At 45.9% G+C, this 22054-nt stretch carries 17 protein-coding genes and 1 other annotated feature; of the genes, 12 read left to right on the top strand and 5 right to left on the bottom strand.

Annotation, left to right across the window (positions count from 1 at the left end; all coding sequences use genetic code 11):
• Window positions 1-53: 53 nt before the first annotated feature.
• Window positions 54-2021: an ABC-F family ATP-binding cassette domain-containing protein gene (locus FC82_RS09155; RefSeq protein WP_056996822.1), complete on the bottom strand. Its 1968-nt coding sequence runs from the start codon at window positions 2019-2021 to the stop codon at window positions 54-56.
• Between the two features lie 231 nt (window positions 2022-2252).
• Between FC82_RS09155 and FC82_RS09150 the strand changes: the two genes are divergently transcribed.
• On the top strand, window positions 2253-2891 hold the full coding sequence (locus tag FC82_RS09150; RefSeq protein ID WP_056996821.1) for a redox-sensing transcriptional repressor Rex: 639 nt from the start codon (window positions 2253-2255) through the stop codon (window positions 2889-2891).
• A gap of 397 nt (window positions 2892-3288) precedes the next feature.
• On the opposite strand, the gene FC82_RS09145 is transcribed toward FC82_RS09150, so the two are convergent.
• Window positions 3289-3579 carry a hypothetical protein gene (locus FC82_RS09145; protein ID WP_054760090.1) on the bottom strand — a complete coding sequence of 97 codons (291 nt, stop codon included), beginning with the start codon at window positions 3577-3579 and terminating at the stop codon, window positions 3289-3291.
• Window positions 3580-3864: 285 nt separating this feature from the next.
• Here FC82_RS09145 and groES point away from each other — a divergent pair, with 285 nt between their 5' ends.
• The 4 genes from groES (at window position 3865) to FC82_RS09125 (ending at window position 9812) form a co-directional block, all read left to right on the top strand.
• Window positions 3865-4149: a co-chaperone GroES gene (gene groES / locus FC82_RS09140; protein ID WP_054760092.1), complete on the top strand. Its 285-nt coding sequence runs from the start codon at window positions 3865-3867 to the stop codon at window positions 4147-4149.
• 72 nt (window positions 4150-4221) lie between these two features.
• On the top strand, window positions 4222-5847 hold the full coding sequence (groL, locus tag FC82_RS09135; protein WP_056996820.1) for a chaperonin GroEL: 1626 nt from the start codon (window positions 4222-4224) through the stop codon (window positions 5845-5847).
• A 321-nt stretch (window positions 5848-6168) separates the two neighbouring features.
• Window positions 6169-6410, top strand: a binding site (T-box leader).
• Window positions 6411-6474: 64 nt separating this feature from the next.
• Window positions 6475-7482 (top strand): aspartate--ammonia ligase, encoded by a 1008-nt coding sequence (asnA, locus tag FC82_RS09130; RefSeq protein ID WP_056996819.1) that lies wholly within the window; start codon window positions 6475-6477, stop codon window positions 7480-7482.
• A gap of 494 nt (window positions 7483-7976) precedes the next feature.
• On the top strand, window positions 7977-9812 hold the full coding sequence (locus FC82_RS09125) for an APC family permease (protein ID WP_054760094.1): 1836 nt from the start codon (window positions 7977-7979) through the stop codon (window positions 9810-9812).
• 524 nt (window positions 9813-10336) lie between these two features.
• Here FC82_RS09125 and lrgB read toward each other — a convergent pair.
• Together lrgB and FC82_RS09115 are read right to left on the bottom strand one after the other, a co-directional pair.
• Window positions 10337-11101: an antiholin-like protein LrgB gene (gene lrgB / locus FC82_RS09120; RefSeq protein ID WP_054760096.1), complete on the bottom strand. Its 765-nt coding sequence runs from the start codon at window positions 11099-11101 to the stop codon at window positions 10337-10339.
• A gap of 38 nt (window positions 11102-11139) precedes the next feature.
• The gene (locus tag FC82_RS09115) at window positions 11140-11586 is read right to left on the bottom strand and encodes a CidA/LrgA family protein (RefSeq protein ID WP_054760098.1); all 447 of its coding nucleotides are present in this window, start codon (window positions 11584-11586) and stop codon (window positions 11140-11142) included.
• Window positions 11587-11864: 278 nt separating this feature from the next.
• On the opposite strand from FC82_RS09115, the gene FC82_RS09110 reads away from it, so the two are divergent.
• Entirely contained in the window at window positions 11865-12959 is a 1095-nt protein-coding gene (locus tag FC82_RS09110; RefSeq protein WP_056996818.1) for a glycosyltransferase family 4 protein, read from the top strand.
• Between the two features lie 320 nt (window positions 12960-13279).
• On the opposite strand, the gene FC82_RS09105 is transcribed toward FC82_RS09110, so the two are convergent.
• Entirely contained in the window at window positions 13280-13933 is a 654-nt protein-coding gene (locus tag FC82_RS09105) for a YigZ family protein (RefSeq protein ID WP_056996817.1), read from the bottom strand.
• Window positions 13934-13981: 48 nt separating this feature from the next.
• Here FC82_RS09105 and FC82_RS09100 point away from each other — a divergent pair, with 48 nt between their 5' ends.
• The 6 genes from FC82_RS09100 (at window position 13982) to prfB (ending at window position 21273) form a co-directional block, all read left to right on the top strand.
• Window positions 13982-15331, top strand: coding sequence for an ATP-dependent helicase ComFA (locus FC82_RS09100; RefSeq protein ID WP_056996816.1), 1350 nt, complete (start codon window positions 13982-13984; stop codon window positions 15329-15331).
• Window positions 15328-16014 carry a ComF family protein gene (locus FC82_RS16510; RefSeq protein WP_054760100.1) on the top strand — a complete coding sequence of 229 codons (687 nt, stop codon included), beginning with the start codon at window positions 15328-15330 and terminating at the stop codon, window positions 16012-16014. Before FC82_RS09100 ends, FC82_RS16510 begins: the two co-directional genes overlap by 4 nt.
• Before the next feature lie 126 nt (window positions 16015-16140).
• Window positions 16141-16701 carry a ribosome hibernation-promoting factor, HPF/YfiA family gene (hpf, locus tag FC82_RS09090; protein WP_054760102.1) on the top strand — a complete coding sequence of 187 codons (561 nt, stop codon included), beginning with the start codon at window positions 16141-16143 and terminating at the stop codon, window positions 16699-16701.
• A 245-nt stretch (window positions 16702-16946) separates the two neighbouring features.
• Window positions 16947-17429 (top strand): DUF2798 domain-containing protein, encoded by a 483-nt coding sequence (locus FC82_RS09085; protein WP_056996814.1) that lies wholly within the window; start codon window positions 16947-16949, stop codon window positions 17427-17429.
• 273 nt (window positions 17430-17702) lie between these two features.
• Window positions 17703-20069, top strand: a complete 2367-nt coding sequence (gene secA / locus FC82_RS09080) for a preprotein translocase subunit SecA (protein WP_056996813.1) — start codon at window positions 17703-17705, stop codon at window positions 20067-20069.
• A gap of 81 nt (window positions 20070-20150) precedes the next feature.
• A protein-coding gene (prfB, locus tag FC82_RS09075) for a peptide chain release factor 2 (RefSeq protein ID WP_169790576.1) occupies window positions 20151-21273 on the top strand; the annotation gives its coding sequence in 2 pieces (ribosomal slippage) (window positions 20151-20222 and window positions 20224-21273; 1122 coding nt in all).
• The last annotated feature ends 781 nt before the right edge of the window (window positions 21274-22054 follow it).

Below are 22054 nucleotides of genomic sequence, written 5' to 3'. Positions count from 1 at the left end.
AGTGTGATGATACGAACGGTGCACAGGGAAACAAGACGGTACCTGTTTCACGGCTAACCCTGCATTTCTTCAAGTTCCATCGAGACTTCTTCCCACTCAGTTTCCGTGGCACTGATTTTGTCATTAACATCAGTCAGCTGTTCTTGTAGCTTGGTGAGTTTTTCGATATCGGAGAAGACATCCGGTTGCGTCATGGTGGTCTCTAATTCATCTTTTTTATCGGATAACTCAGTCAGCTGCTGCTCCAATGCATCGGCTTGGCGGGAGAGTTTCCGTTCCTTCTTCTGCTGGTCCTTTGACTGCTGGTATTGCTGTTTGTTCTGACTGGTCGTTGAAGTTGGGGCATCGAGTGGTTTACCCGCGGCTTCAGCCTCTTCTGCAGCTTTTTGGGCAGCAAGTGCTTCCTGTTCCTCTTTTTTATCGATGTAGTAGTCGTAATCACCTAGATACAGCTCGGAACCCGCTGCCGAGAGTTCAACTACCGAAGTCGCAACTTGGTTAATAAAGTACCGGTCATGGGAAACAAAAAGCACGGTGCCCTCGAAATCATTTAACGTATTTTCCAGCACTTGCCGACTGTCGATATCCAAATGGTTGGTCGGTTCATCCAAAATTAGAAAATTATCGTGGCACATTGCCAGTTTTGTTAACAGCAGGCGGGCTTTTTCACCACCACTTAGGCTGTGAACCATCTTATCGACGTCCTCGCCGGTGAACAGAAAACTGCCAAGGATTGTGCGGATATCGCCTTCCGGGGTTGTTGGGTGATCATCCCAGAGTTCGCTTAAAACGGTTTTTTCACCATGCAGTGATTTTTGCTCTTGATCGTAATAGCCAGTTTCAACGCCGGTTCCGAAACGTACCTCACCTTTGACTGCTGGAATTTTACCCAGGATTGTTTTAAGCAGGGTGGACTTGCCGACCCCGTTTGGTCCGACAATGGCAATTGCCTGATGCTTATTTACATCCAAGTTCACGGGCTGCGCTAAAATATTATCCGGCGTATACCCAATCGCGAGATCAGTCGTTGTCAAAACAATATTGCCGCTTTCCTTTTTGGGGACAAATTCAAAATGGGCAACTTTATCCGCGCCCTCTGGCCGGTCGACCCGGTCCATTTTGGCCAGTTGTTTGCGTCGGGCTTGCGCCCGTTTTGTTGTTGACGCGCGAACAATGTTGCGATTCACGAAATCTTCAAGTTTGGAAATCTTGGCTTGTTGTTTGTCGTATTCTTTCCACTCACGCTTTAACTTAGCGGCTTTTTGATCCACGTAATTTGAGTAGTTGCCATGGTAGTGGGTGAGCGTCCCAGATGACATGTCATAGACTTCGTTGACGATGCGGTCCAAGAAGTAACGGTCATGAGAAACAATCAGCAGGGCACCCTTATAGGACTGAATATAGCCTTCCAACCACGTTAACGTTTCAACGTCCAAGTGGTTCGTTGGTTCGTCCAAAATCAGAAGATCCCGTTTTTCCAACAATAATTTAGCTAATGCAAGTTGCGTTTTTTGGCCGCCGGATAATTCATTCACAGAGCGGTCATAATCGGGTTCATTAAAGCCGAATCCGTGCAGAACACCACGGATTTCAGCGCGATAACCATACCCGTTTTTAGCTTTGAAATCACTTTGCAGGCGATCATACGTTGTTGTAACCTGTTCAAATTGCTCAGTATCAGCTATAATGTCAGGGTCGCTCATTTGTGCTTCAAGTTCATGCAATTGATTCTCCTGAGCTTGTAAAGCGGCGAACACGCTGGCCATTTCTTCCCAAATTGACTTGTTGGAATCTAGTCCTGTATCTTGGGCCAAATAACCCATGGTCAATTTCTTACGGGTTACAATCTGGCCTTCATCAGGAGCATCAATTCCGGCAATGATGCGGATCAGTGTTGATTTACCGGCACCATTGCGACCAACAAGTGCCACCCGGCCATTATCCGGGATATCCATATTGACGTCGGCGAAGAGCGTTTCAGCACCAAAGCGCCGCGTCACTTGCTGGACTTGTAATAACATACGAATCACTCTACCTTTCTTCGTGAAACTATTTTACCATAATAGGCGTTGATAAACCGGTAAATAAGAGTTTTCACAGTCTTTTTATTGAAAATTATTTCACAAGATAAGGCATTATGCTATAATGAACGTGGATGGCTATTTCACAAGCCCCAGAATTAAGAGTAGAATACACGCACTTATTCTAATTCAATTCATTCACATTACTAAAATTCACAAGGAGGAGTTACTGTGGCAGAAACAAAGATTCCAAAGGCAACTGCTAAACGCTTGCCGATCTACTACCGCTACTTAAACATCTTAAAAGATGCAGGCAAGACCCGTGTCTCGTCAACTGAATTATCAGAAGCCGTTAAGGTTGATTCAGCTACGATTCGTCGCGATTTTTCATACTTTGGTGCCCTGGGTAAGCGGGGGTACGGTTACGATGTTGATAGTTTGTTGAAATTCTTCAAGAAGATCCTTAACCAGGATAAATTGACTAACGCCGCATTGATCGGGGTTGGGAATCTTGGGAACGCGCTGTTGAACTTTAACTTCCATCAAAACAGCAATGTACGCATTAGCGCAGCATTTGATGTGAAGTCAGACTTGGCCAACACGGTGAAGAGCGGCGTGCCAGTTTATCCAATGGCCGAACTCGAAAAGCAATTGAAGGACCAGCAGATCCAGGTTGCGATTATTACGGTGCCGGCCGACGTGGCTCAATCTGTAACGGATGAAGCCATCGCAGGCGGTATTCGCGGCATTTTGAACTTCACGCCATTGCGCGTATCCGTCCCAAACAACGTTCGCGTGCAAAACGTCGACTTGACTAACGAATTGCAAACATTGATCTACTTCTTAGATCACTACAACGAAGAAGCATAATAAGAACTGACTGATTACATTGATGTGATTGGTCAGTTTTTTTAGAGTGTGGAGAAAGGTGGTTAAGGAGTGGAGCCTAGTGGACTTTGCCCGCAAAAGCCCGGGCCTGGCTTTTGCGGGCGAAGTCCACTAGGTGCAACTCCTTGCCTTTCGTAACACGTTTCGACGCCGGAGAAGGGCACCCACAATGTTGGCCGGGGTCTTTAGGGAAAGTGGTCGAAGTCCACTAGGTGCAACTCCTTGCCTTTCGTAACACGTTTCGACGCCGGAGAAGGGCACCCACAATGTTGGCCGGGGTCTTTAGGGAAAGTGGTCGAAGTCCACTAGGTGCAACTCCGTGCCTTTCGGAACACGTTTCGAAGCCGGAGAAGGGCACCCACAATGTTGGCCGGGGTCTTTAGGGAAAGTGGTCGAAGTCCACTAGGTGCAACTCCGTGCCTTTCAAAACACGTTTCGACGCCAGAGAAGGGCACCCACAATATGGACCGAAATCTTCAGGGAAAAGGCCCGCTGCATCAGAAAACTTCATAAACGTGCGCATTACATAAATAACATCTGGTGCCAATAAATGAAAACGAGGATTGAAGACAATCCCCAAAGTGTCGTTTGCTTCTACAAAAAGAAAAAGAGTAAAAAGAAAAAGAGTGACATTTTTGCGTTTACCAAATGCCTCTTTGACATCGTTCATAGATGTTTCGAAACAAGTGTGATGGCAAAAAAACTTTCGAAATGTGTTTGAAAAACGAAGAACTCCTCCATTAATGGCTTCAACTCCAAAGACAAAACCGATTTTTTAGTCAAGCTTACCTAAGCGTCAACCATTTAACTGCTTTTCACCACACTCTTTTCAACTTTCTAGTCAATATAACTTGCAATTTACCCAGATTAATTTTATAGTATTAATTGTTGATTAGCACTTGTGTTAGATGAGTGCTAAGAGTGCTAAATCTTTAGATTTATTGGAGGGATTCAAGTGTTAAAACCATTAGGAGACCGTGTGATCTTACAAGCTCAAGAAGAAGAAGAAACCACTGTTGGTGGTATCGTATTAGCAAGTAACGCTCAAGAAAAGCCGCAAACTGCAAAGGTTGTAGCTGTTGGCGATGGCCGTGTACTTGATAACGGAGAAAAGGTTGCCCCAAGTGTTAAGGAAGGCGACACCGTATTGTTTGACAAGTACTCAGGGACTGAAGTTAAGTACGAAGATGCTTCTTACCTTGTCGTTCACGAAAAAGATTTAGTCGCAATTGTAGACTAAAACTGGTCAGCCTGAAAAAGGCAGACACCAAACAAAAATTAACAATTAATCATATGAGGTGAAAAATTAATTATGGCTAAAGAGTTAAAGTTCTCTGAAGACGCCCGTGGCGCAATGCTTCGCGGTGTAGATAAATTGGCAGATACTGTTAAGACCACCATTGGTCCTAAGGGTCGTAACGTTGTTTTGGAACAATCATACGGCAACCCAACCATCACTAACGATGGTGTGACGATTGCTAAAGCAATTGAATTGTCCGATCACTTTGAAAACTTGGGTGCTAAGTTAGTTGCCGAAGTTGCTTCAAAGACGAACGACATTGCTGGTGACGGTACAACTACTGCTACCGTTTTGACCCAAGCAATCGTTAACGAAGGTATGAAGAACGTTACTGCCGGTGCCAACCCTGTTGGTATTCGTCGCGGGATCGAAAAGGCTACTAATGCTGCTGTTGAAGCATTGCACAAGATGAGCCACAAGGTTGCTACTAAGGACGATATCGCCCAAATCGCTGCCATTTCTTCAGCAAGTGAAGATACTGGTAAGCTGATTGCTGACGCCATGGAAAAAGTTGGTAACGATGGTGTTATCACCATTGAAGAATCACGTGGTGTTGAAACCAGCCTTGACGTTGTTGAAGGGATGCAATTTGATCGTGGTTACATGTCACAATACATGGTTACTGACAACGATAAGATGGAAGCTAACCTTGATAACCCATACATCCTGATCACTGTCAAGAAGATCTCAAACATTCAAGATATCTTGCCATTGCTGCAATCCGTTGTTGAACAAAGCCGTTCACTGTTGATCATCGCTGATGACATCACTGGTGAAGCACTGCCTACCCTTGTTTTGAACAAGATGCGTGGGACGTTCAACGTGGTTGCTGTTAAGGCACCTGGCTTTGGTGACCGTCGTAAGGCGCAATTACAAGATATCGCTGTATTGACCGGTGGTACTGTAATCACCGACGACCTTGGCTTGAACCTGAAGGACGCTACCATTGATCAATTAGGTCAAGCTAACAAGGTTAACGTCACTAAGGACAACAGTACGATCGTTGAAGGCGCTGGTTCCAAGGAACAAATCGAGGAACGTGTTGCCGAAATTAAGACTCAGATCGATGCCACTACTTCAGACTTTGACCGTGACAAGTTAAAGGAACGTTTGGCTAAGTTGGCCGGCGGTGTTGCTGTGGTTCGTGTCGGTGCTGCAACTGAAACCGAACTGAAGGAACGTAAGTACCGGATCGAAGATGCCTTGAACGCGACTCGCGCAGCCGTTGAAGAAGGCTTCGTTGCTGGTGGTGGTACTGCATTCATCAACGTGATCGGTGATATCGATAAGGTTGAAGCCGAAGGTGACGAAGCGACTGGTGTTGCCATTGTCCGTCGTGCTTTGGAAGAACCTGTGCGTCAAATCGCTGAAAATGCCGGCGTTGAAGGCTCTGTTATCGTTGAACACCTGAAGGGCTTGGAAGCCGGTGTTGGTTACAACGCCGCTACAAACAAGTTCGAAGACATGGTTAAGGCCGGAATCGTTGACCCAACCAAGGTTACTCGTTCAGCCTTACAAAACGCTTCATCAGTATCAGCATTGCTGTTGACAACTGAAGCCGTTGTTGCTGACGAACCAAAAGATGATTCAGCTGCACCTGCAGCACCAGCCCAACCAGGCATGGGCGGCATGATGTAATCTTGTCTCATCCTAAATTAAATTGACTTTAGAACGCTGCGAGTTGATTACAACTTCGCAGCGTTTTTTGTATACTCAGACCATGGTTGGCGTTTCTTAGGCGCCAAATAACTTCAGCCGAAATTTCAGTGAATAATGAGATGAGGGGATTTTGGAAGTTGTTTGTGAGAGAATTCTGAGGTACTGCCAAGCATGATACTTTCCGTATGAATTGGCAATTGATAGCGTTATCGAAAACATAATGTGACATCTCGGTGTAAATTTAGCTCTTTTCAAACTCTCATTTACATGATACAGTAGAGACACATACGAAACAGACGAAAAAACAGAAGGATAAGTAAGTCTTTTCGACCTGACAGTGAATCGGGGTTAGTGGAAAACCGATGAGGTATCGAAAAAACTGAATAACACTTTCTGAGATTGCTACCCCAAATGGCGTTGCCAAAGTAGGCGTAGACGTGACCGGCCCGTTATTGTCCGGAGGCGCATGATTGTGCGTCGTAAGGTGGTCTATTTAAAATAGACAAACTGGGTGGTACCGCGAAAAGTCTTTCGTCCCTTTAGCTGGGGACGGAAGGCTTTTTTCGTTTCCCAGTGTCGTACAAAATTTCAAAGGAGTTTTTTGTTATGCATTTGATTGTCCCAAAGGATTATGATCCGAAATTATCTGTTAAAGATACTGAAGCTGCTATTCGTTACATTCGTGAAACATTCCAGGATGAATTTGGAAAAGAAATGGGTCTGCAACGGATGTCCGCGCCAATGATGGTTGAAAAATCAACCGGACTAAACGACAACTTGAACGGTGTTGAATCACCGGTTTCGTTTAAGATGAAGGACGTGCCGGGTGAAACGATGGAAATCGTGCATTCACTCGCAAAGTGGAAGCGGATGGCATTACACCGTTACGGTTTTAAGATGCACGAAGGCCTATATACCAATATGAACGCCATTCGGAAGGACGAAGATCTGGATAATTTCCATTCGATCTACGTGGACCAGTGGGACTGGGAAAAAATCATTGCTAAAGAAGAACGCAATACGGATACGTTGAAGACCACTGTGCGACGCATTTTTAAGGTCATTAAGCACATGGAAGACGAGGTTTGGTATAAGTACCCAAAGGCGGTTCATCACCTGCCTGATGACATTAAATTTGTCACGACACAGGAGCTGGAAGACCGCTGGCCTGATAAGACCCCTAAGGAGCGCGAGGACGCCATCTGTAAAGAAGACGGGGCAGTCTTTTTGATGCAGATCGGCGGCCCGATGAAGTCTGGCAAACGCCATGATGGCCGGGCACCTGACTACGATGACTGGAAGTTAAACGGAGATATTCTGTTCTGGTATGAACCGTTGAACTGTTCGCTTGAAATTTCAAGTATGGGTATCCGGGTGGATGAGACAGCAATGAAGGCTCAACTGAAAGCAGCTGACGCTGAAGACCGCGTCAACCTGCCATTCCATAAAAAACTGCTCGCTGGTGAACTGCCATACACCATTGGCGGCGGTATTGGTCAATCACGGCTGTGCATGCTGCTATTAGGCAAGGCACACGTTGGCGAAGTTCAAGCCAGTGTTTGGCCACAGTCTATGTTGGACCAGTGTGACGCGGCAAATATTCACTTACTTTAATTTAACACAATAAAATGCACTAGGAAGCCTCTACGGTACCGTCAATAAACTAACGGTCCCGTAGAGGCTTTTTTTCGGTAAAGCCCTTGAAAGACTTGAAGCTACCCGTCAGTTTTGTTAAGTTGAAGGCGGATGTTTGATAAATTTAAAACCGCGTCTCTTTTTTTTGAAAGATAACCAAAAAGAAGCAGACATGAAGCCGGTTTCTTGCCCTTTTAGGACTGGATAGTGGTAAAATTTGCGTATGAGCATCTTACTCAAAATGCCGATATAGCGGGCTTTAGTGTTATTATCTTTGACAAATTCTCATATGGTTCCCATTCTTTTTAAAATAAATAGTAATTAATGGTGGAATGGTGTACAATACCTAATGATTTTGCGTGATTATTATTCGTGCAGAAATAATAGATATCGAATATTGGGGATTAAAAAAGCTATCAGTTATGCTTCTTTGTAGTTGATAGCTCTTATTAGTCGGAAAAGGAGTAAAGAAAATGTGGCGTTATTTGAAACGGTTGATAATTGGGAAACCGTTAAAGACCACAGATGAAGGCGGTCAGGCTTTGACGAAGTTCAAAGCTCTTGCATTACTTTCTTCTGACGCACTTTCATCAGTGGCTTATGGGACCGAACAAATTACGACAGTTCTGATCACATTATCCGCTGCAGCCTTAATGTATCAAATGTGGGTTGCACTGTTAGTGCTGGTTTTACTGTTTGCTATCACACTGTCTTACCAACAGATCATTCACGCATATCCATCTGGTGGTGGGGCTTACGTGGTTGCGTCAACTAACTGGGGGACTTCGGCTGGCTTGGTGGCCGGCGGGTCGCTGCTTGTTGATTACATGCTGACCGTGGCGGTATCTGTCACCTCTGGTGTTGATGCCATAATTGCTGCGATACCGGCTTTGAGTCATTATCAAGTCATTGTTGCCATTATTATTGTGTTGGGTATCATGGCCATTAATTTGCGAGGGATGCGGGATTCTGCTTCCTTCCTCACGTTCCCAGTTTACTTCTTTATCGTTATGATCATTGGCATGGTCGTCTGGGGTCTGTTCCGGATTGCCACTGGGCAGATTGCATACCATGCTTCGGCGGGGCTGACAACGTCCGTTAGCGGCATGTCTGTTGTTTTGTTCCTGCGGGCATTCTCATCCGGGTCATCTTCTTTGACCGGTGTCGAAGCCATTAGTAATGCGGTACCAAACTTCAAGAAGCCAAAGAGTCACAATGCTTCCGCCACTTTGGCCATTATGGCGACCATCTTGGCCTTCTTCTTTGCCGGTATTACCTACTTAAGTTACTACACAGGAATTCGGCCGGTGGCTGACAACACCGTGCTATCGCAAATCGCACAGACGGTGTTCGGACACGGGTTGATCTATTACTTGATTCAACTGTCTACCGCCCTGATTTTAGCGGTGGCTGCCAATACCGGGTTCTCTGCCTTTCCGATTCTTGCATACAATCTTGCAAAGGATAAGTTCCTGCCGCATGCTTACTTAGATCGTGGCGACCGTTTGGGCTATTCGAATGGGATTATTTCATTGGCGGTCGGTGCCATCGTTTTGATTATTATCTTTAATGGGAAAACGAGTTTGCTGATTCCGCTGTATGCCATCGGGGTGTTTGTGCCGTTTACCCTCTCACAATCAGGGATGATCAAGCACTGGTTCCGCGTTCGTGAGGGTGTTTGGCAGGTCAAGGCCATGATCAACTTCCTTGGGGCCTTTATCTCAGCCTCTCTGGTTGTTTGTCTGTTCTTCCTGCATTTCGGCAACGTATGGCCTTACCTGATCGTGATGCCATTACTCTACTACATGTTCTACCGGATCCACTTGCATTACGATAACGTGGCGCATCAGCTTCGAGTCAGCGAGAAATTTACTCCTGAAAATCACCACTATGATGGGGCAACTGTGATCGTCCTTGTCAGCAACGTGACGAAAGTGACCGCCAACGCGATCGATTACGCGCGGTCAGTCGGCGACTACGTGATTGCCATGCACGTTTCCTTCGATGAAAATCCGCGTAAGGAACATAAAACGGCTCAGGAGTTTAAGGTGAAGTTCCCAGACGTTCGTTTTGTGGACATTCATTCTTCTTACCGGTCCATTGTCACACCGACCATGCGGTTCTGTGATGTGATCGCAAAACGGGCCGCTGAGCGAAACTTTACGACAACGGTTCTCGTCCCGCAGTTCGTGCCGCGTCACCCATGGCAAAATGTTTTGCATAACCAAACCGCACTGCGTCTGCGTGGTGCTTTAAATACACGTCAAAATATTATTGTTTCTACCTATAGTTATCACCTGAAACGATAGTTGTTTGGCAAAAAAGCTCTGGATCAGCTGATCCAGAGCTTTTTTATGGACTGAATTGGGGAGTCAACTAATTTAACACGGTCAGTGGGTTAAACAGGAGTGCGGTGTGTCTGCAGCGTTTAATGGGGAATACACTGAGAAAATGAATGGAACGCGTTACCATCACATAGTTTGAAAGCGGTGATTGTAAGACGAGCCGATCGGTTGAGACAAGTGTGGTTGATTCTAGCCATATTGAGATGAGACAGGTCAACCAGTTCCTTGCACAAGGCCCTAGTTGTCAGTATCAACAACCTAATACTTAAAAGGCTGATTACGGCCGTGTACGACCACCGGGAGAATCGTTGGGCTGACCAATCTGATAAGTCAATGAAGTGGGCGTAACGCATTTTTATGCTCCATTTAAGGTAGTCTCGGTATCCTGAAACAGGATCAGGACAGCGGGAAACATACATAAATAGGGGAACATAAAAAAGCCCCGAACCGAAGTCCGAGGCTAATATGACGTTCAAATAAATGCGTTTTTAGAACAGGTGCATCATTGATGCAAATGGTGGAACCACGATATCAACAACGATTGAAATAACAACAACCGCGATAGAAGCCATGGCACCTTGGACAGAACCTAATTGAACGGCTTTGGCAGAACCAACGGTATGTCCGGCAGTCCCTAAACCTAAACCAGCACCAACAGGGTCGCTGTTCAAACGGAAGACCTTGATCAAAACGTCAGCTAAGGCGTAGATCAAGACGGCGTTTAAGATACATGCCATCGCGGTAACGGCTGAGTTCCCACCAACAGCGGCGGAAATAGGCATTGCGACGGCGGTAGTAGCAGCTTGTGGCAACATTGATGAAATCATTGCGTTGTTCAGACCAGCAGCCTTGGCAACGAAGTAGATAACGACCAATGAAATAACCATCCCGACGATTAATGATAGCACAATTTCAAGCCAGAACTTCTTGAAAACATCGTTCCGACGATAAAGCGGAATGGCAAACGCAATGGTGGCAGGGTTCAAGAACCAGAACAGGATGTCACCACCTGGTTTGTAAGCTGCTTGATAGAAGGTTGGCAGTGAAACGCCGAACCACTTTGATAACAGCCACAGAATAAAAATACCAAGTACCATACCAACGAACAAAGGTTGGCATAAGAAGAAACCATTAGTAATTTTGAACAACCATTGCCCAATTAAGAAGACAACGAGCGATAGGAAGATACCGAAGAAAGCAATCCCACCGACTTTCGGGTCTAAGGCATTACCGAAAAAGTTAACCCAAGTCATTTAACTCAATCCTTTCTATATTGAGAGCTATCGAAAAACTACTGAACATCAGTACTCTTGTGGAAGACCTTCCGGCTGATCCACATAAAGCATGCAGTAGTGTAAGCGATAACGACTAACAAGATGATGGTTGCTAAAACAATAACAACGATCAACATAACCCCAGTCAAAGCACCGTCGTCGGTGAAGACGTTAAGGGAATTAGCCATTTGCACCCCAGATGGGACGAATAAGAAGGCGATTAAACTAATTAAGAAATCAGCCATCTTTTCAACTTGGTAAAGCTTAATCGCGTGTGATGCCAATAAAACGTACATGAGAACCAAACCAATAACCGGTGTTGGAACAGGGAACGATGCCGGGAATAATGGTGAAATTAATGATGACACAAACAGAACGCAGGCGAAAATCGCCATTTGTTGTAAGATCGGTGCTGGTTCGTGCTCAGCCTCCGTTGTCTTGGCACTTTGTTGATTGCTTGCCATGGAAAAACACTCCTTTCAAAAATATATAAAACACTTTTCACAAACTTGCAAAGCGTTTTCACTTCACAGGTAAATTATAATAAGTTTTCGTTAAAAAGGCAAGGGGATAGTGATAAACAGTTAACAAAGATACTAATTTCAATTGTGAAAAAGGTTGCTATATCAACATGTTTGCTCAAAACATAATTAACAAAAATAAGATTTATTGACTGGAAGATTGTCTTTACTGAAAGCGATTTGTATAATAGGAGACAGTATTTCACAGAAAGGAAGACGCTATGAAGTTCGAGATTATTGTCAGTTTGATGGCAACGATGATTTTTGCTGCCATTTTGACACCGTTCATTCGTAAACTGGCATTTCGGGTCGGGGCGGTGGATAAACCTAACGCCCGCCGAGTCAACAAGGTACCCATGCCGACAATGGGGGGCTTAGCCATCTTCCTGGCGTACACTTTTGCAACCGTGTTTTTATTGCGCCAACAGATTCCTACTAAACAACTGTGGGGGGTCTTCGGTGGCGAATGTATCATTATTTTGACGGGGATCATTGATGATATTTTTGAATTGAAACCACGGCAAAAAGTGCTAGGCATTTCAATTGCTGCTTTAGAGGTTTATTTTGTGGCCGGCGTAAAAATGGCACACGTTACGTTACCTTTTTTGGGTAATGTTTCACTTGGCTGGTTAAGCTTACCCGTCACTTGGATCTGGATTCTAGCCATTACCAACGCCGTCAACCTGATTGATGGACTTGATGGGTTGGCAACCGGGGTCGGCATCATTGCGCTGTCGACAATGGGTATTACTGGGTTCTTCTTTTTAAATGTTGCCAATACATTTGTCAGCATCAGTATCTTTGCCCTCGTGTTCGCGATGGTTGGTTTTCTGCCATATAACTTCTTTCCGGCACGGATTTATTTAGGCGATACGGGATCACTATTCATTGGTTTTATGATTTCAGTGTTTTCACTCTACGGCTTGAAAAATGTCACATTTATTTCAGTCATCATTCCAGTTATCATTTTGGGTGTCCCAATTACGGATACGGTGTATGCCATCCTGCGACGGATGTTGAATCGACAGCCGATTTCGCATGCTGATAAGCATCACTTGCATCATCGGCTGATGCAGTTAGGCTTGACTCACCGGCAAACGGTGATGGTCATATACGGTATCGCGCTCATTTTCGCGTTCATTTCATTACTGTACCCCATTTCCCCAATGTGGGGTGCCATCCTGCTGACAATTGCCAGTCTGGTTGGCTTGGAGTTGTTTGTTGAAGCAATTGGCTTGGTGGGTAAAAACCGTCAGCCGCTGCTGAACTGGATCAATAAAATGGTTAAAAATACGACTTCTAAAAATTCGCACTAAGAGCACGCCACGCCCCTCATGATGAGGAATAGGTGACGTGCTCTTTTTGAACGCTTTAAAGGACATTCCTTGTTCCAGAAATGAAAGGGGACTCTGTCATTTAAAACGATATATTTTCGTGCGTGCGCTAACACAACACCGGTAAGAATAATCAACAGAACGTGGCGTAAAAGCGTAACGCACCCACTGAAAATTGCGATTCAATTTTCAGTGGGTGCGTTAATTTGGTTCTGGATTTCCCAACGTCTAAACGGGATAGTTTAATAGTTTATACGATGAACATGACAATTTCTTCTCGAATATGGTTTTATTCTGCCGCACTAATGGCCGTCCCGATACACGGGGACGGCCACCTCATTATACCGCATATCACCCAGTTCAATAAGAACCTGACCGGCCAAACGATTGGTGATCGCCGCTTGAACCGTTTCAAGCTGGTCAAGGTTGATGGCAATGTGGACGGTGACATCTGTTCCGTATTCGGTACTAGCTGTCGGTAAGTCTTGCTGCGTCAAAAAGTAAGAAAGTTTATCAAAATTAGCATAGGAGACCGTCACTGTTAGGTCACGCTGCATCACTTTTTTTACGAGCCCGACTTGTTCGATTGCCCTGGATGTTGCGTTGCTGTATGCCCGAATCAGGCCGCCTGCGCCAAGCTTGGTGCCGCCAAAGTAGCGGGTCACAACAGCACAGACATCGTGCAGGTGCATCATTTTAAGAACCTCTAGGATGGGCACGCCCGCTGTTCCTGAAGGCTCGCCATCATCACTTTCACGTTGAATTTCATCTTTTTGTCCGATCATATACGCAAAACAGTTGTGATTGGCTTTTGGATTGTCATCCCGAACGGTTTGAATGAACGCATCCGCAGCTTCTTTGCTGGTAACGCGTTCAAGACTGCAAATAAATTGTGATTTTTTTATTTCAATTTCATGTTGGCCAGAAGCTTTAATCGTTAAATAATCTGAACTCATGAAACAAAACCTCTTTTTTTCATAGTTATTGGTATCAAGGAGGAACTTATGTTAATTCAAGATATTGAGCAGCTATACGGCAGACAACTGCCAGAACCGGATCTGCACCCGAAGATGTGCACTTTGCCCCAGCTTGAGCGGCGGCCTGCAGTCATTAACGTCGGCAAACAATTTAAGTGCCAGCGCTGTGGTCAGCTGATTGAGCGCCGGGAAACGCTATTGCCAGATGGCAGCTGCTACTGTGCGGCATGCATCCAATTGGGTCGGATGCGGTCAACTGAACAGCTTTGTACGCTGCCGGAACCAAATTTATTCCCGCAAAATGGCGCGCCGCTCACGTGGAAGGGACAGCTGACAGCGTCACAAGCTAAGTGCAGTCGGCAGATTGTTGCCCAGTTCAAGGCGCAAAAGGACCATCTCATGTGGGCGGTAACCGGTGCGGGTAAGACAGAAATGCTGTTTGAGGGCATCGCATGGGCAATCGCTAACGGGTTGCGCGTTGCGATTGCCTCGCCGCGAGTCGACGTTTGTTTGGAGTTAGCGCCACGGTTAAAACAAGCTTTCTTAGAAACTGATCAAATCGTGTTGTACGGCGACATGCCGGATGAGTACCGCTACTGCCAACTGACCATCTGTACAACACACCAGCTACTACGATTTTACCATGCTTTCGATGTTTTAGTGATCGATGAAGTGGATGCCTTTCCGTTTGCAGCAGACCCAGGATTGCATTTTGCAGTTGAACAAGCCAAAAAGCTAACCGGTGCTGCTCTGTATTTAACCGCCACTCCCAGTCGACAATTGCTGCGTCAGGTGAAACGACATGAGTTAGCAGTCAGTTACTTGCCGATGCGTTACCATGGTCATCTGCTGCCTACTATTCGCGTCACATCAGTGGGACAATGGCGTCAGAAATTGGCCAAGCACCATTTGCCAAACGCGGTGATGCGGCAACTAAAGCAGGAATTTGTCCGTCACCGGCGTTTCTTGATATTTGTCCCGCACATCAGTGATCTGGACCCGATTGCGAAGGCTATTGAAGCACAGTTTGAAGGACAGCGGGCGACCACTGTCTATTCTGCTGATCCGGATCGGCATGAAAAGGTGCAGCGGATGCGAGACGGGCAGATCAATTTTTTGCTGACAACTACGATTCTAGAACGCGGGGTGACTTTTCCAGACATTGACGTGCTTGTAATCGGCGCCGATAATCGGGTGTTTTCGACGGCTGCGCTGGTGCAGATCGCTGGTCGGGTCGGACGGAGCGCCGAGGCACCAAAGGGGTTGGTCCAATTTTACGTTTCCGCAAAAACGGCCACGATTCGCCATGCTCAACAGCAAATCGACTTTGTTAACAGAAAAGCGCGGAAGTTACTGACGGAGGTGGGGCAAATATGACGAGTTGTCTCCTTTGCGGCAGCCAACTGATGCCAGTGATTGATTTACGAGTGCTGTTATCCTTTTGTCCGTTACAGAAATCGGAAACCTGTCAGCGATGCTGGCAAAAATTTACCCCGATTCAACAAACACATTGCTGCCCAGAATGCGGTCGGCAACAGTCGGGCACAACGCAATGTTCGGACTGCCGGCGGTGGGGGAGAACTGACGGTTTTGTCAATCGGGCGCTCTTTGCGTACGATGAGGTCATGCAAGCCTTCATGGTTCAGTATAAATTTCGCGGTGATTATCGGTTACGGCGGGTTTTTCAGTCCGCGTTCATCGATGCTGTTAAAACACTTGAACCAGACTTGGTCGTTCCCATTCCTGTGCACCCAGATACATTACGTACACGTGGTTTCAACCAAGTTGCGGGATTTCTCGAAGGTGTGTCTTGGCGTGATATGCTGACAACGGTTGCCGAAATAAAGCAAACGCCCCAGTCAAGTAAGCAACGAGCGGATCGTTTGGTGACGCCTCAGCCGTTTAAATTAAAAGATGAGCAAAAAAATATATGTGTTGGCAAGCGTGTTTTGGTGGTCGATGATATCTACACAACCGGTACTACAATAAGGTTTGCAGCCGATATCTTACGTCAAGCAGGTAGCCTCGAGGTCCATGGATTGACCCTTGCCCACGGATAAACTTTTATGCAATTCATTGTTAATTGTAGCGTTTTCATTTATAATAAATATAACAAAACAACATTAAGCTGAGTTAACATACTTGCTTAAATTAGCTTTTGTTTGTGTGGAAGGGAGAGAAGTTCTATGCTCACATTCAATATTCGTGGAGAAAACATCGAGGTTACACAATCCATTCGCGACTACGTTCAAAAACGGATCAGTAAACTCGAAAAGTATTTTGAGCAAAGCGTTGATTCGACTGCTCACGTTAATTTAAAGGTTTATCAAAATAAAGATTCGAAGGTGGAAGTTACAATTCCACTACCTTATTTAACGCTGAGAGCCGAAGAAACTTCACCAGATCTGTATGCTAGCATTGATTTGGTCACCGACAAACTTGAGCGTCAGATTCGCAAGTACAAGACCAAGGTGAACCGCAAATCTCGTGAAAAGGGCTTTAAGAACTTTGAGTTTACACCAAGTGAAGCAGCCGACACTGATAACAAGGATGAAGAATCCAAGTTAGAAGTTGTTCGGACGAAGCGGGTCTCTTTGAAGCCAATGGATAACGAAGAAGCCATTCTGCAAATGGACATGCTTGGGCACGACTTCTTTATCTATGAAGACGCTGAGACCGATGGCGTCAACATTGTTTACCGTCGTAACGACGGGCGCTACGGCTTGATTGAAGCCGATAATGAATAATTGTTAACGAAAAACACTCAGGACATTTGTTCTGGGTGTTTTTTTAGCGCGTGAAACCCGGTATCAACGACAGATGTTCGCTGTATGCAAGCTTGTATCCATGATACCAATAGCAAATTTTTTTGTTTGATTTTCTAACCAATTATATGATATCTTAAAACAACAACGTGCGTATAACTGATCAGCGCGGGGACTTTATTGTCCTCGCGCTGATTTTTTTGCCGCCAAATGAAAGGATGAGTTATTTGAGTTACACACAACGTTTGCCGCAAACTGGCAAAGAAACAGTTTTATTTATGGGCATCATTTCTCTGATTTCGGTCAATCTGATTGCGCCGGTCATTACCGGTCTCGAGGTTGGGTTTTCACTTGCACACTGGCTGATGGTTTTACGTCAGCTGCCGCTTTTGTGGCTCTGTGTGATTGTTTTAGTGGTGGTGACCCAACGACCGGCCCAACGACTTGCTGGTTTGTTGCTCGAACGCAATGATGGGTTTAAGGCCACCATGCTGATCACCGCACTATGCAACGTCTTTTTGATGTCACTGGTGTTGACCATCGTGGGTACTTGGATTGGAACCGGCGCGATAACAGTGTCGCCAATCGTTCATTTTTTTGCGAAATGGCCACGAAATTTCACGATTGCGTTTATTGTTGAGGGATTTATTGCCCAGCCGTTTGCACGCAGCGTCATGGCTTGGTATCACCGTTCAGCCCAAACGGCATAGAACTCGCCGGTGACTTGTGACGGGGTGGACGTTACAGCCAAAGAGAAAATTTGGGGTGACAAAATGGGGCCAAGTATGAGTCTGCGAAGATGCCCCAAACGTCGTATGCTAAGCGCTTTCTTTCACTCATTGACATTAAATTTATCTTACAAACTAATCCAGATGAGTTTTCAATCTGGGCTATAAATGTTAAACTTATTGCTAGTATGCAATAAAACTCAAATTCAGCACAACATAAGTTAAAAACGAGATTAATTTTGGAAGGAACTTAATATGCCTAACGTTTTAAAAAAATGGGTCGAAAGTGATAAGCGCGAACTTCGGCGAATCAGCAAATGGGCTGACCAAGTCAATGACCATGCTGAAGAGTACGCAGCACTTTCTGACGAAGATCTACAAGCAAAAACCCCTGAATTCCAACAACGCTATCAAGATGGCGAAACGTTGGATGACTTATTACCAGAAGCTTTCGCCGTTGCTCGTGAAGGCGCTAAGCGGGTATTAGGCCTCTATCCATTCCACGTGCAAGTCATGGGTGGAATCGTTCTTCATGAAGGTAACATTGCCGAAATGAAGACTGGTGAAGGAAAGACCTTAACCGCAACCATGCCCGTTTACCTGAATGCCATTTCCGGTAAAGGCGTTCACGTTGTTACGGTTAACGAATACCTATCTTCACGTGATGCCACTGAAATGGGTGAACTCTACAAATGGTTAGGTCTGACAGTTGGGCTGAACCTGACTGAAATGTCACCCGAAGAAAAGCGGGACGCCTATAATTGTGACATCACCTATTCAACCAACTCAGAAATTGGGTTTGATTACCTGCGTGATAACATGGTCGTCTATAAGGAAGATATGGTTCAACGACCATTAAACTTTGCCATTGTCGACGAAGTGGACTCCATTCTGATCGATGAGGCCCGGACACCGCTGATCATTTCTGGCCAATCAGAAGGTACTTCACAGCTCTACATTCGAACTGACCGGTTTGCAAAGACCCTTCATGAAGATGACGATTTCAAGATCGACTTGGAATCAAAGAGTGTTGCGCTGACTGAACAAGGTATCGAGAAGGCTGAAAAATACTTCAACTTGGATAACCTGTACGACACGGACAACACTGCCCTGACCCACCACATGGATCAGGCGTTGCGTGCCAACTTTATCATGTTGCGTGATAAGGATTACGTGGTTGATGATGGCGAAGTTAAAATTGTTGATTCCTTTACTGGCCGGGTGATGGAAGGCCGTCGTTATTCTGATGGCTTGCACCAAGCTATTGAAGCCAAAGAAGGCGTGGACATTCAAGAAGAGTCAAAGACCATGGCGAACATTACGTATCAAAATATGTTCCGGATGTACCAAAAACTTGCCGGGATGACCGGGACCGCTCGGACAGAAATTGAAGAATTCCGGGAAATTTACAACATGGAAGTTATTTCAGTGCCAACCAACAAACCCGTTGTGCGGATTGACGAACCTGACGTGCTGTACCCAACGTTGAAGTCAAAATTCGACGCTGTTGTTAACCGTATTCGTGAGCTTAACGAAAAGGGTCAACCCATCTTAATTGGGACGGTTGCCGTTGAAACGTCTGAATATTTGTCTGACCAGCTTGATCAGGCGGGTATCGACCACGTTGTTTTGAACGCCAAGAACCACGCCAAAGAAGCCGACATCATTATGAACGCCGGCCAACGCGGCGCCGTTACGATTGCCACCAACATGGCTGGTCGTGGGACTGATATTAAGCTTGGACCTGGTGTCCGTGAGCTTGGCGGTCTCGTTGTTTTGGGGACTGAACGACATGAATCACGACGGATCGATAACCAGCTTCGTGGCCGTTCCGGCCGTCAAGGTGACCCTGGTTTGACCCAGTTCTACCTGTCACTTGAAGATGATCTGATGCGGCGTTTTGGGACTGACCGGGTCAAGGCGTTCTTGGAACACATGAACGTGGAAGGCGAAGATGCAGTTATCAAGAGCCGAATGATCAGTCGTCAGGTTGAGTCTGCGCAGAAACGTGTTGAAGGGAACAACTATGATTCCCGGAAGAACGTTTTACAGTATGATGACGTAATGCGGGCACAACGTGAAGTTATTTACGGCCAGCGTCAGCAAGTCATCGACGAAACGGATTCCTTGAAGTGGGTCATGATGCCAATGTTCCAGCGGACGATTGACCGGGTCGTTAACCTGCATACACAGGGTGAAGACAAGGATTGGGACTTAAGCACGGTTCTCGATTTCGCCATTTCTGCTTTGGTCAGTCCTGATAAGATCAAGTTAGATGATCTGAAGGGTAAGACGGCCGATGAGATCAAGGCGTTCTTGATGAGCTTAGCTGAAGGTGTCTACGAAGAAAAGAAGCAACAACTTTACGATCCGGCACAGATGCTGGAATTCGAAAAGGTTGTTATTTTACGGGTGGTCGACGCACACTGGACCGATCATATTGATGTCATGGACCAATTACGTACTTCAATTGGACTGCGTGGTTATGGCCAATTGAACCCACTGGTTGAATACCAACAAGATGGGTACCGGATGTTTGAAGAAATGATTGCCGACATCGATTATGATGGTACACGGCTGTTCATGAAGTCAGAAATTCGTCAAAATATTACCCGTGAATAAGACGACAGACTAAACAAGAAGGGGTTGGGCAGGTTGAACAAGGCCGCCAACCTCTTTTATTGAATAATGGAGTGACAACACATGGAAATCAGCGACATTAAACGCGAATTAAAAGCCATGGCAGACGAGATTGCCGGCTTTGGGAGGTCGCTTTGACTTAGATGCCCTCAATGAGAGTATCTCGATCAATGAATCAAAGATGGCCGAACCCGGCTTCTGGGACAACCAAGCGGCTGCTCAAAAATTAATTGATGAAAATAATCAACTTAAGAGCAAGGTGGATGCGTACCATGATCTGACGGATCAGCTGGAGAACATCCAGGTAGCCATTGAGTTATTAGAAGATGAAGCCACCCCAGATCCGGATATGAAGGCGGAGCTTGATGAGAGCTTTAAAAAGTTGCAGCACGATCAGCAGCAATATCGTTTAGGCTTATTGTTAAACGGACCATACGACCATAACAATGCCATTCTGGAAATTCATCCGGGCGCAGGCGGCACTGAATCTCAAGATTGGGGTTCTATGCTGTTGCGGATGTATACGCGCTGGGGCGAACAACACGGATTCAAGGTCGAGACACTGGACTATCAAGCTGGTGACGTTGCCGGTATTAACAGCGTTACGTTGCTGATTTCCGGTCATAATGCCTATGGGTATTTGAGGTCAGAAAAGGGCGTTCATCGACTGGTACGAATCTCACCATTTGATTCGGCAGGTCGTCGGCACACGTCATTTGCATCCGTGGATGTGTTGCCGGAACTTGACGACTCGGTCAATATTGATATCAATCCGGCAGATTTAAAAGTCGATGTGTATCGGGCTAGCGGAGCCGGCGGGCAACACGTCAACAAAACCTCCTCCGCTGTTCGAATCACCCACCTGCCTACCGGCATCGTGGTGGCCAGCCAAGCCCAGCGGTCGCAGCTCCAAAACCGGCAAACGGCATTGGGCATGTTGCGGGCAAAGTTGTACGAACGTGAAGAAGAGAAAAAAGCCAAGGAAAAAGCGGCGCTGGAAGGCGACCAAATGGACATTGGCTGGGGCTCACAAATTCGGTCATACGTCTTCCATCCCTATACGATGGTCAAGGATCACCGAACCAACTATGAGACTGGAAATGGACAGGCTGTGATGGATGGAGATCTGGATCCGTTTATTAATGCTTATTTGCAGTATCAGTTGGAAAAGGATAACCCGAGGTAGAGCATTAAGGAAAGCGTTTGGGGGTGTAGGGAAACTCAAGCCTAACCACTGCCACTGCTTGGAAACCTGCTTTCGGTTTAAGAGCACCAACCCACAAATATAAACATGTGTGTAATAAACTAGCCTTTAATAATAGCCAATCAGAAAAACACTCCCGCAATTTTCGTCGCTGATAGACGTTTTTGCGGGAGTGTTTTTTATCTGTATCCATTCTGGTGGGTATTGTTTGGTTGGTTGCTCGAAGTATTCTACAAGATTTCAATGATGAAGTGGTTTTGCTAATTTAACTTGTGAAGATTCGTCAACTATCCCGCTTTTTAAAACAATAGTCGAAACGTGTTCCAGGAAGCAGGGGGCTACCGCGTAAGGGTCTTCCGGCACAAATTTCAAGCCCGGAAATTTCTGCCGGAAGACCCTTACACTCCGCCCCCAAACGCCTCCTTCCACACTCTGCGTGGCTCGTGAACTTAAGCTAATTCGTCAACTATCCCGCTTTTTAAATCAATAGTCGAAACGTGTTCCAGGAGGCTGAGGGCTACCACGCAAGGCAACTCTGGCACAAAGCCAGAACCCGGGCTTTCTGCCAGAGTTGCCTTGCGCTCCGCCCTCAAAACGCCTCCTTCCACACTCTGCAGACTATTTCAACATAGCAAGAACATCAGCTATCCCGCACTTAATATCAATAGTCGAAACGTGTTCCAGGAAGCAGGGGACTACCGCGTAAGAGCCTTCCGGCACAAATTTCAAGCCCAGAAATTTCTGCCGAAAGGCTCTTACACTC

The sequence above is a fragment of the Secundilactobacillus collinoides DSM 20515 = JCM 1123 genome (assembly GCF_001435975.1).
GTDB lineage: Bacteria > Bacillota > Bacilli > Lactobacillales > Lactobacillaceae > Secundilactobacillus > Secundilactobacillus collinoides.
Note: the sequence above shows the minus strand (reverse complement) of the source record. Positions and strands in the feature narration are given on the sequence as shown.

Coding starts and splice junctions, on each gene's coding strand:
- FC82_RS09155 (WP_056996822.1), bottom strand. CDS start 2,021: ATGTTATTACAAGTCCAGCAAGTGACGCGGCGCTTTGGTGCTGAAACG.
- FC82_RS09145 (WP_054760090.1), bottom strand. CDS start 3,579: ATGAACGATGTCAAAGAGGCATTTGGTAAACGCAAAAATGTCACTCTT.
- groL (WP_056996820.1), top strand. CDS start 4,222: ATGGCTAAAGAGTTAAAGTTCTCTGAAGACGCCCGTGGCGCAATGCTT.
- asnA (WP_056996819.1), top strand. CDS start 6,475: ATGCATTTGATTGTCCCAAAGGATTATGATCCGAAATTATCTGTTAAA.
- FC82_RS09125 (WP_054760094.1), top strand. CDS start 7,977: ATGTGGCGTTATTTGAAACGGTTGATAATTGGGAAACCGTTAAAGACC.
- lrgB (WP_054760096.1), bottom strand. CDS start 11,101: ATGACTTGGGTTAACTTTTTCGGTAATGCCTTAGACCCGAAAGTCGGT.
- FC82_RS09115 (WP_054760098.1), bottom strand. CDS start 11,586: ATGGCAAGCAATCAACAAAGTGCCAAGACAACGGAGGCTGAGCACGAA.
- FC82_RS09110 (WP_056996818.1), top strand. CDS start 11,865: ATGAAGTTCGAGATTATTGTCAGTTTGATGGCAACGATGATTTTTGCT.
- FC82_RS09105 (WP_056996817.1), bottom strand. CDS start 13,933: ATGAGTTCAGATTATTTAACGATTAAAGCTTCTGGCCAACATGAAATT.
- FC82_RS09100 (WP_056996816.1), top strand. CDS start 13,982: ATGTTAATTCAAGATATTGAGCAGCTATACGGCAGACAACTGCCAGAA.
- FC82_RS16510 (WP_054760100.1), top strand. CDS start 15,328: ATGACGAGTTGTCTCCTTTGCGGCAGCCAACTGATGCCAGTGATTGAT.
- hpf (WP_054760102.1), top strand. CDS start 16,141: ATGCTCACATTCAATATTCGTGGAGAAAACATCGAGGTTACACAATCC.
- secA (WP_056996813.1), top strand. CDS start 17,703: ATGCCTAACGTTTTAAAAAAATGGGTCGAAAGTGATAAGCGCGAACTT.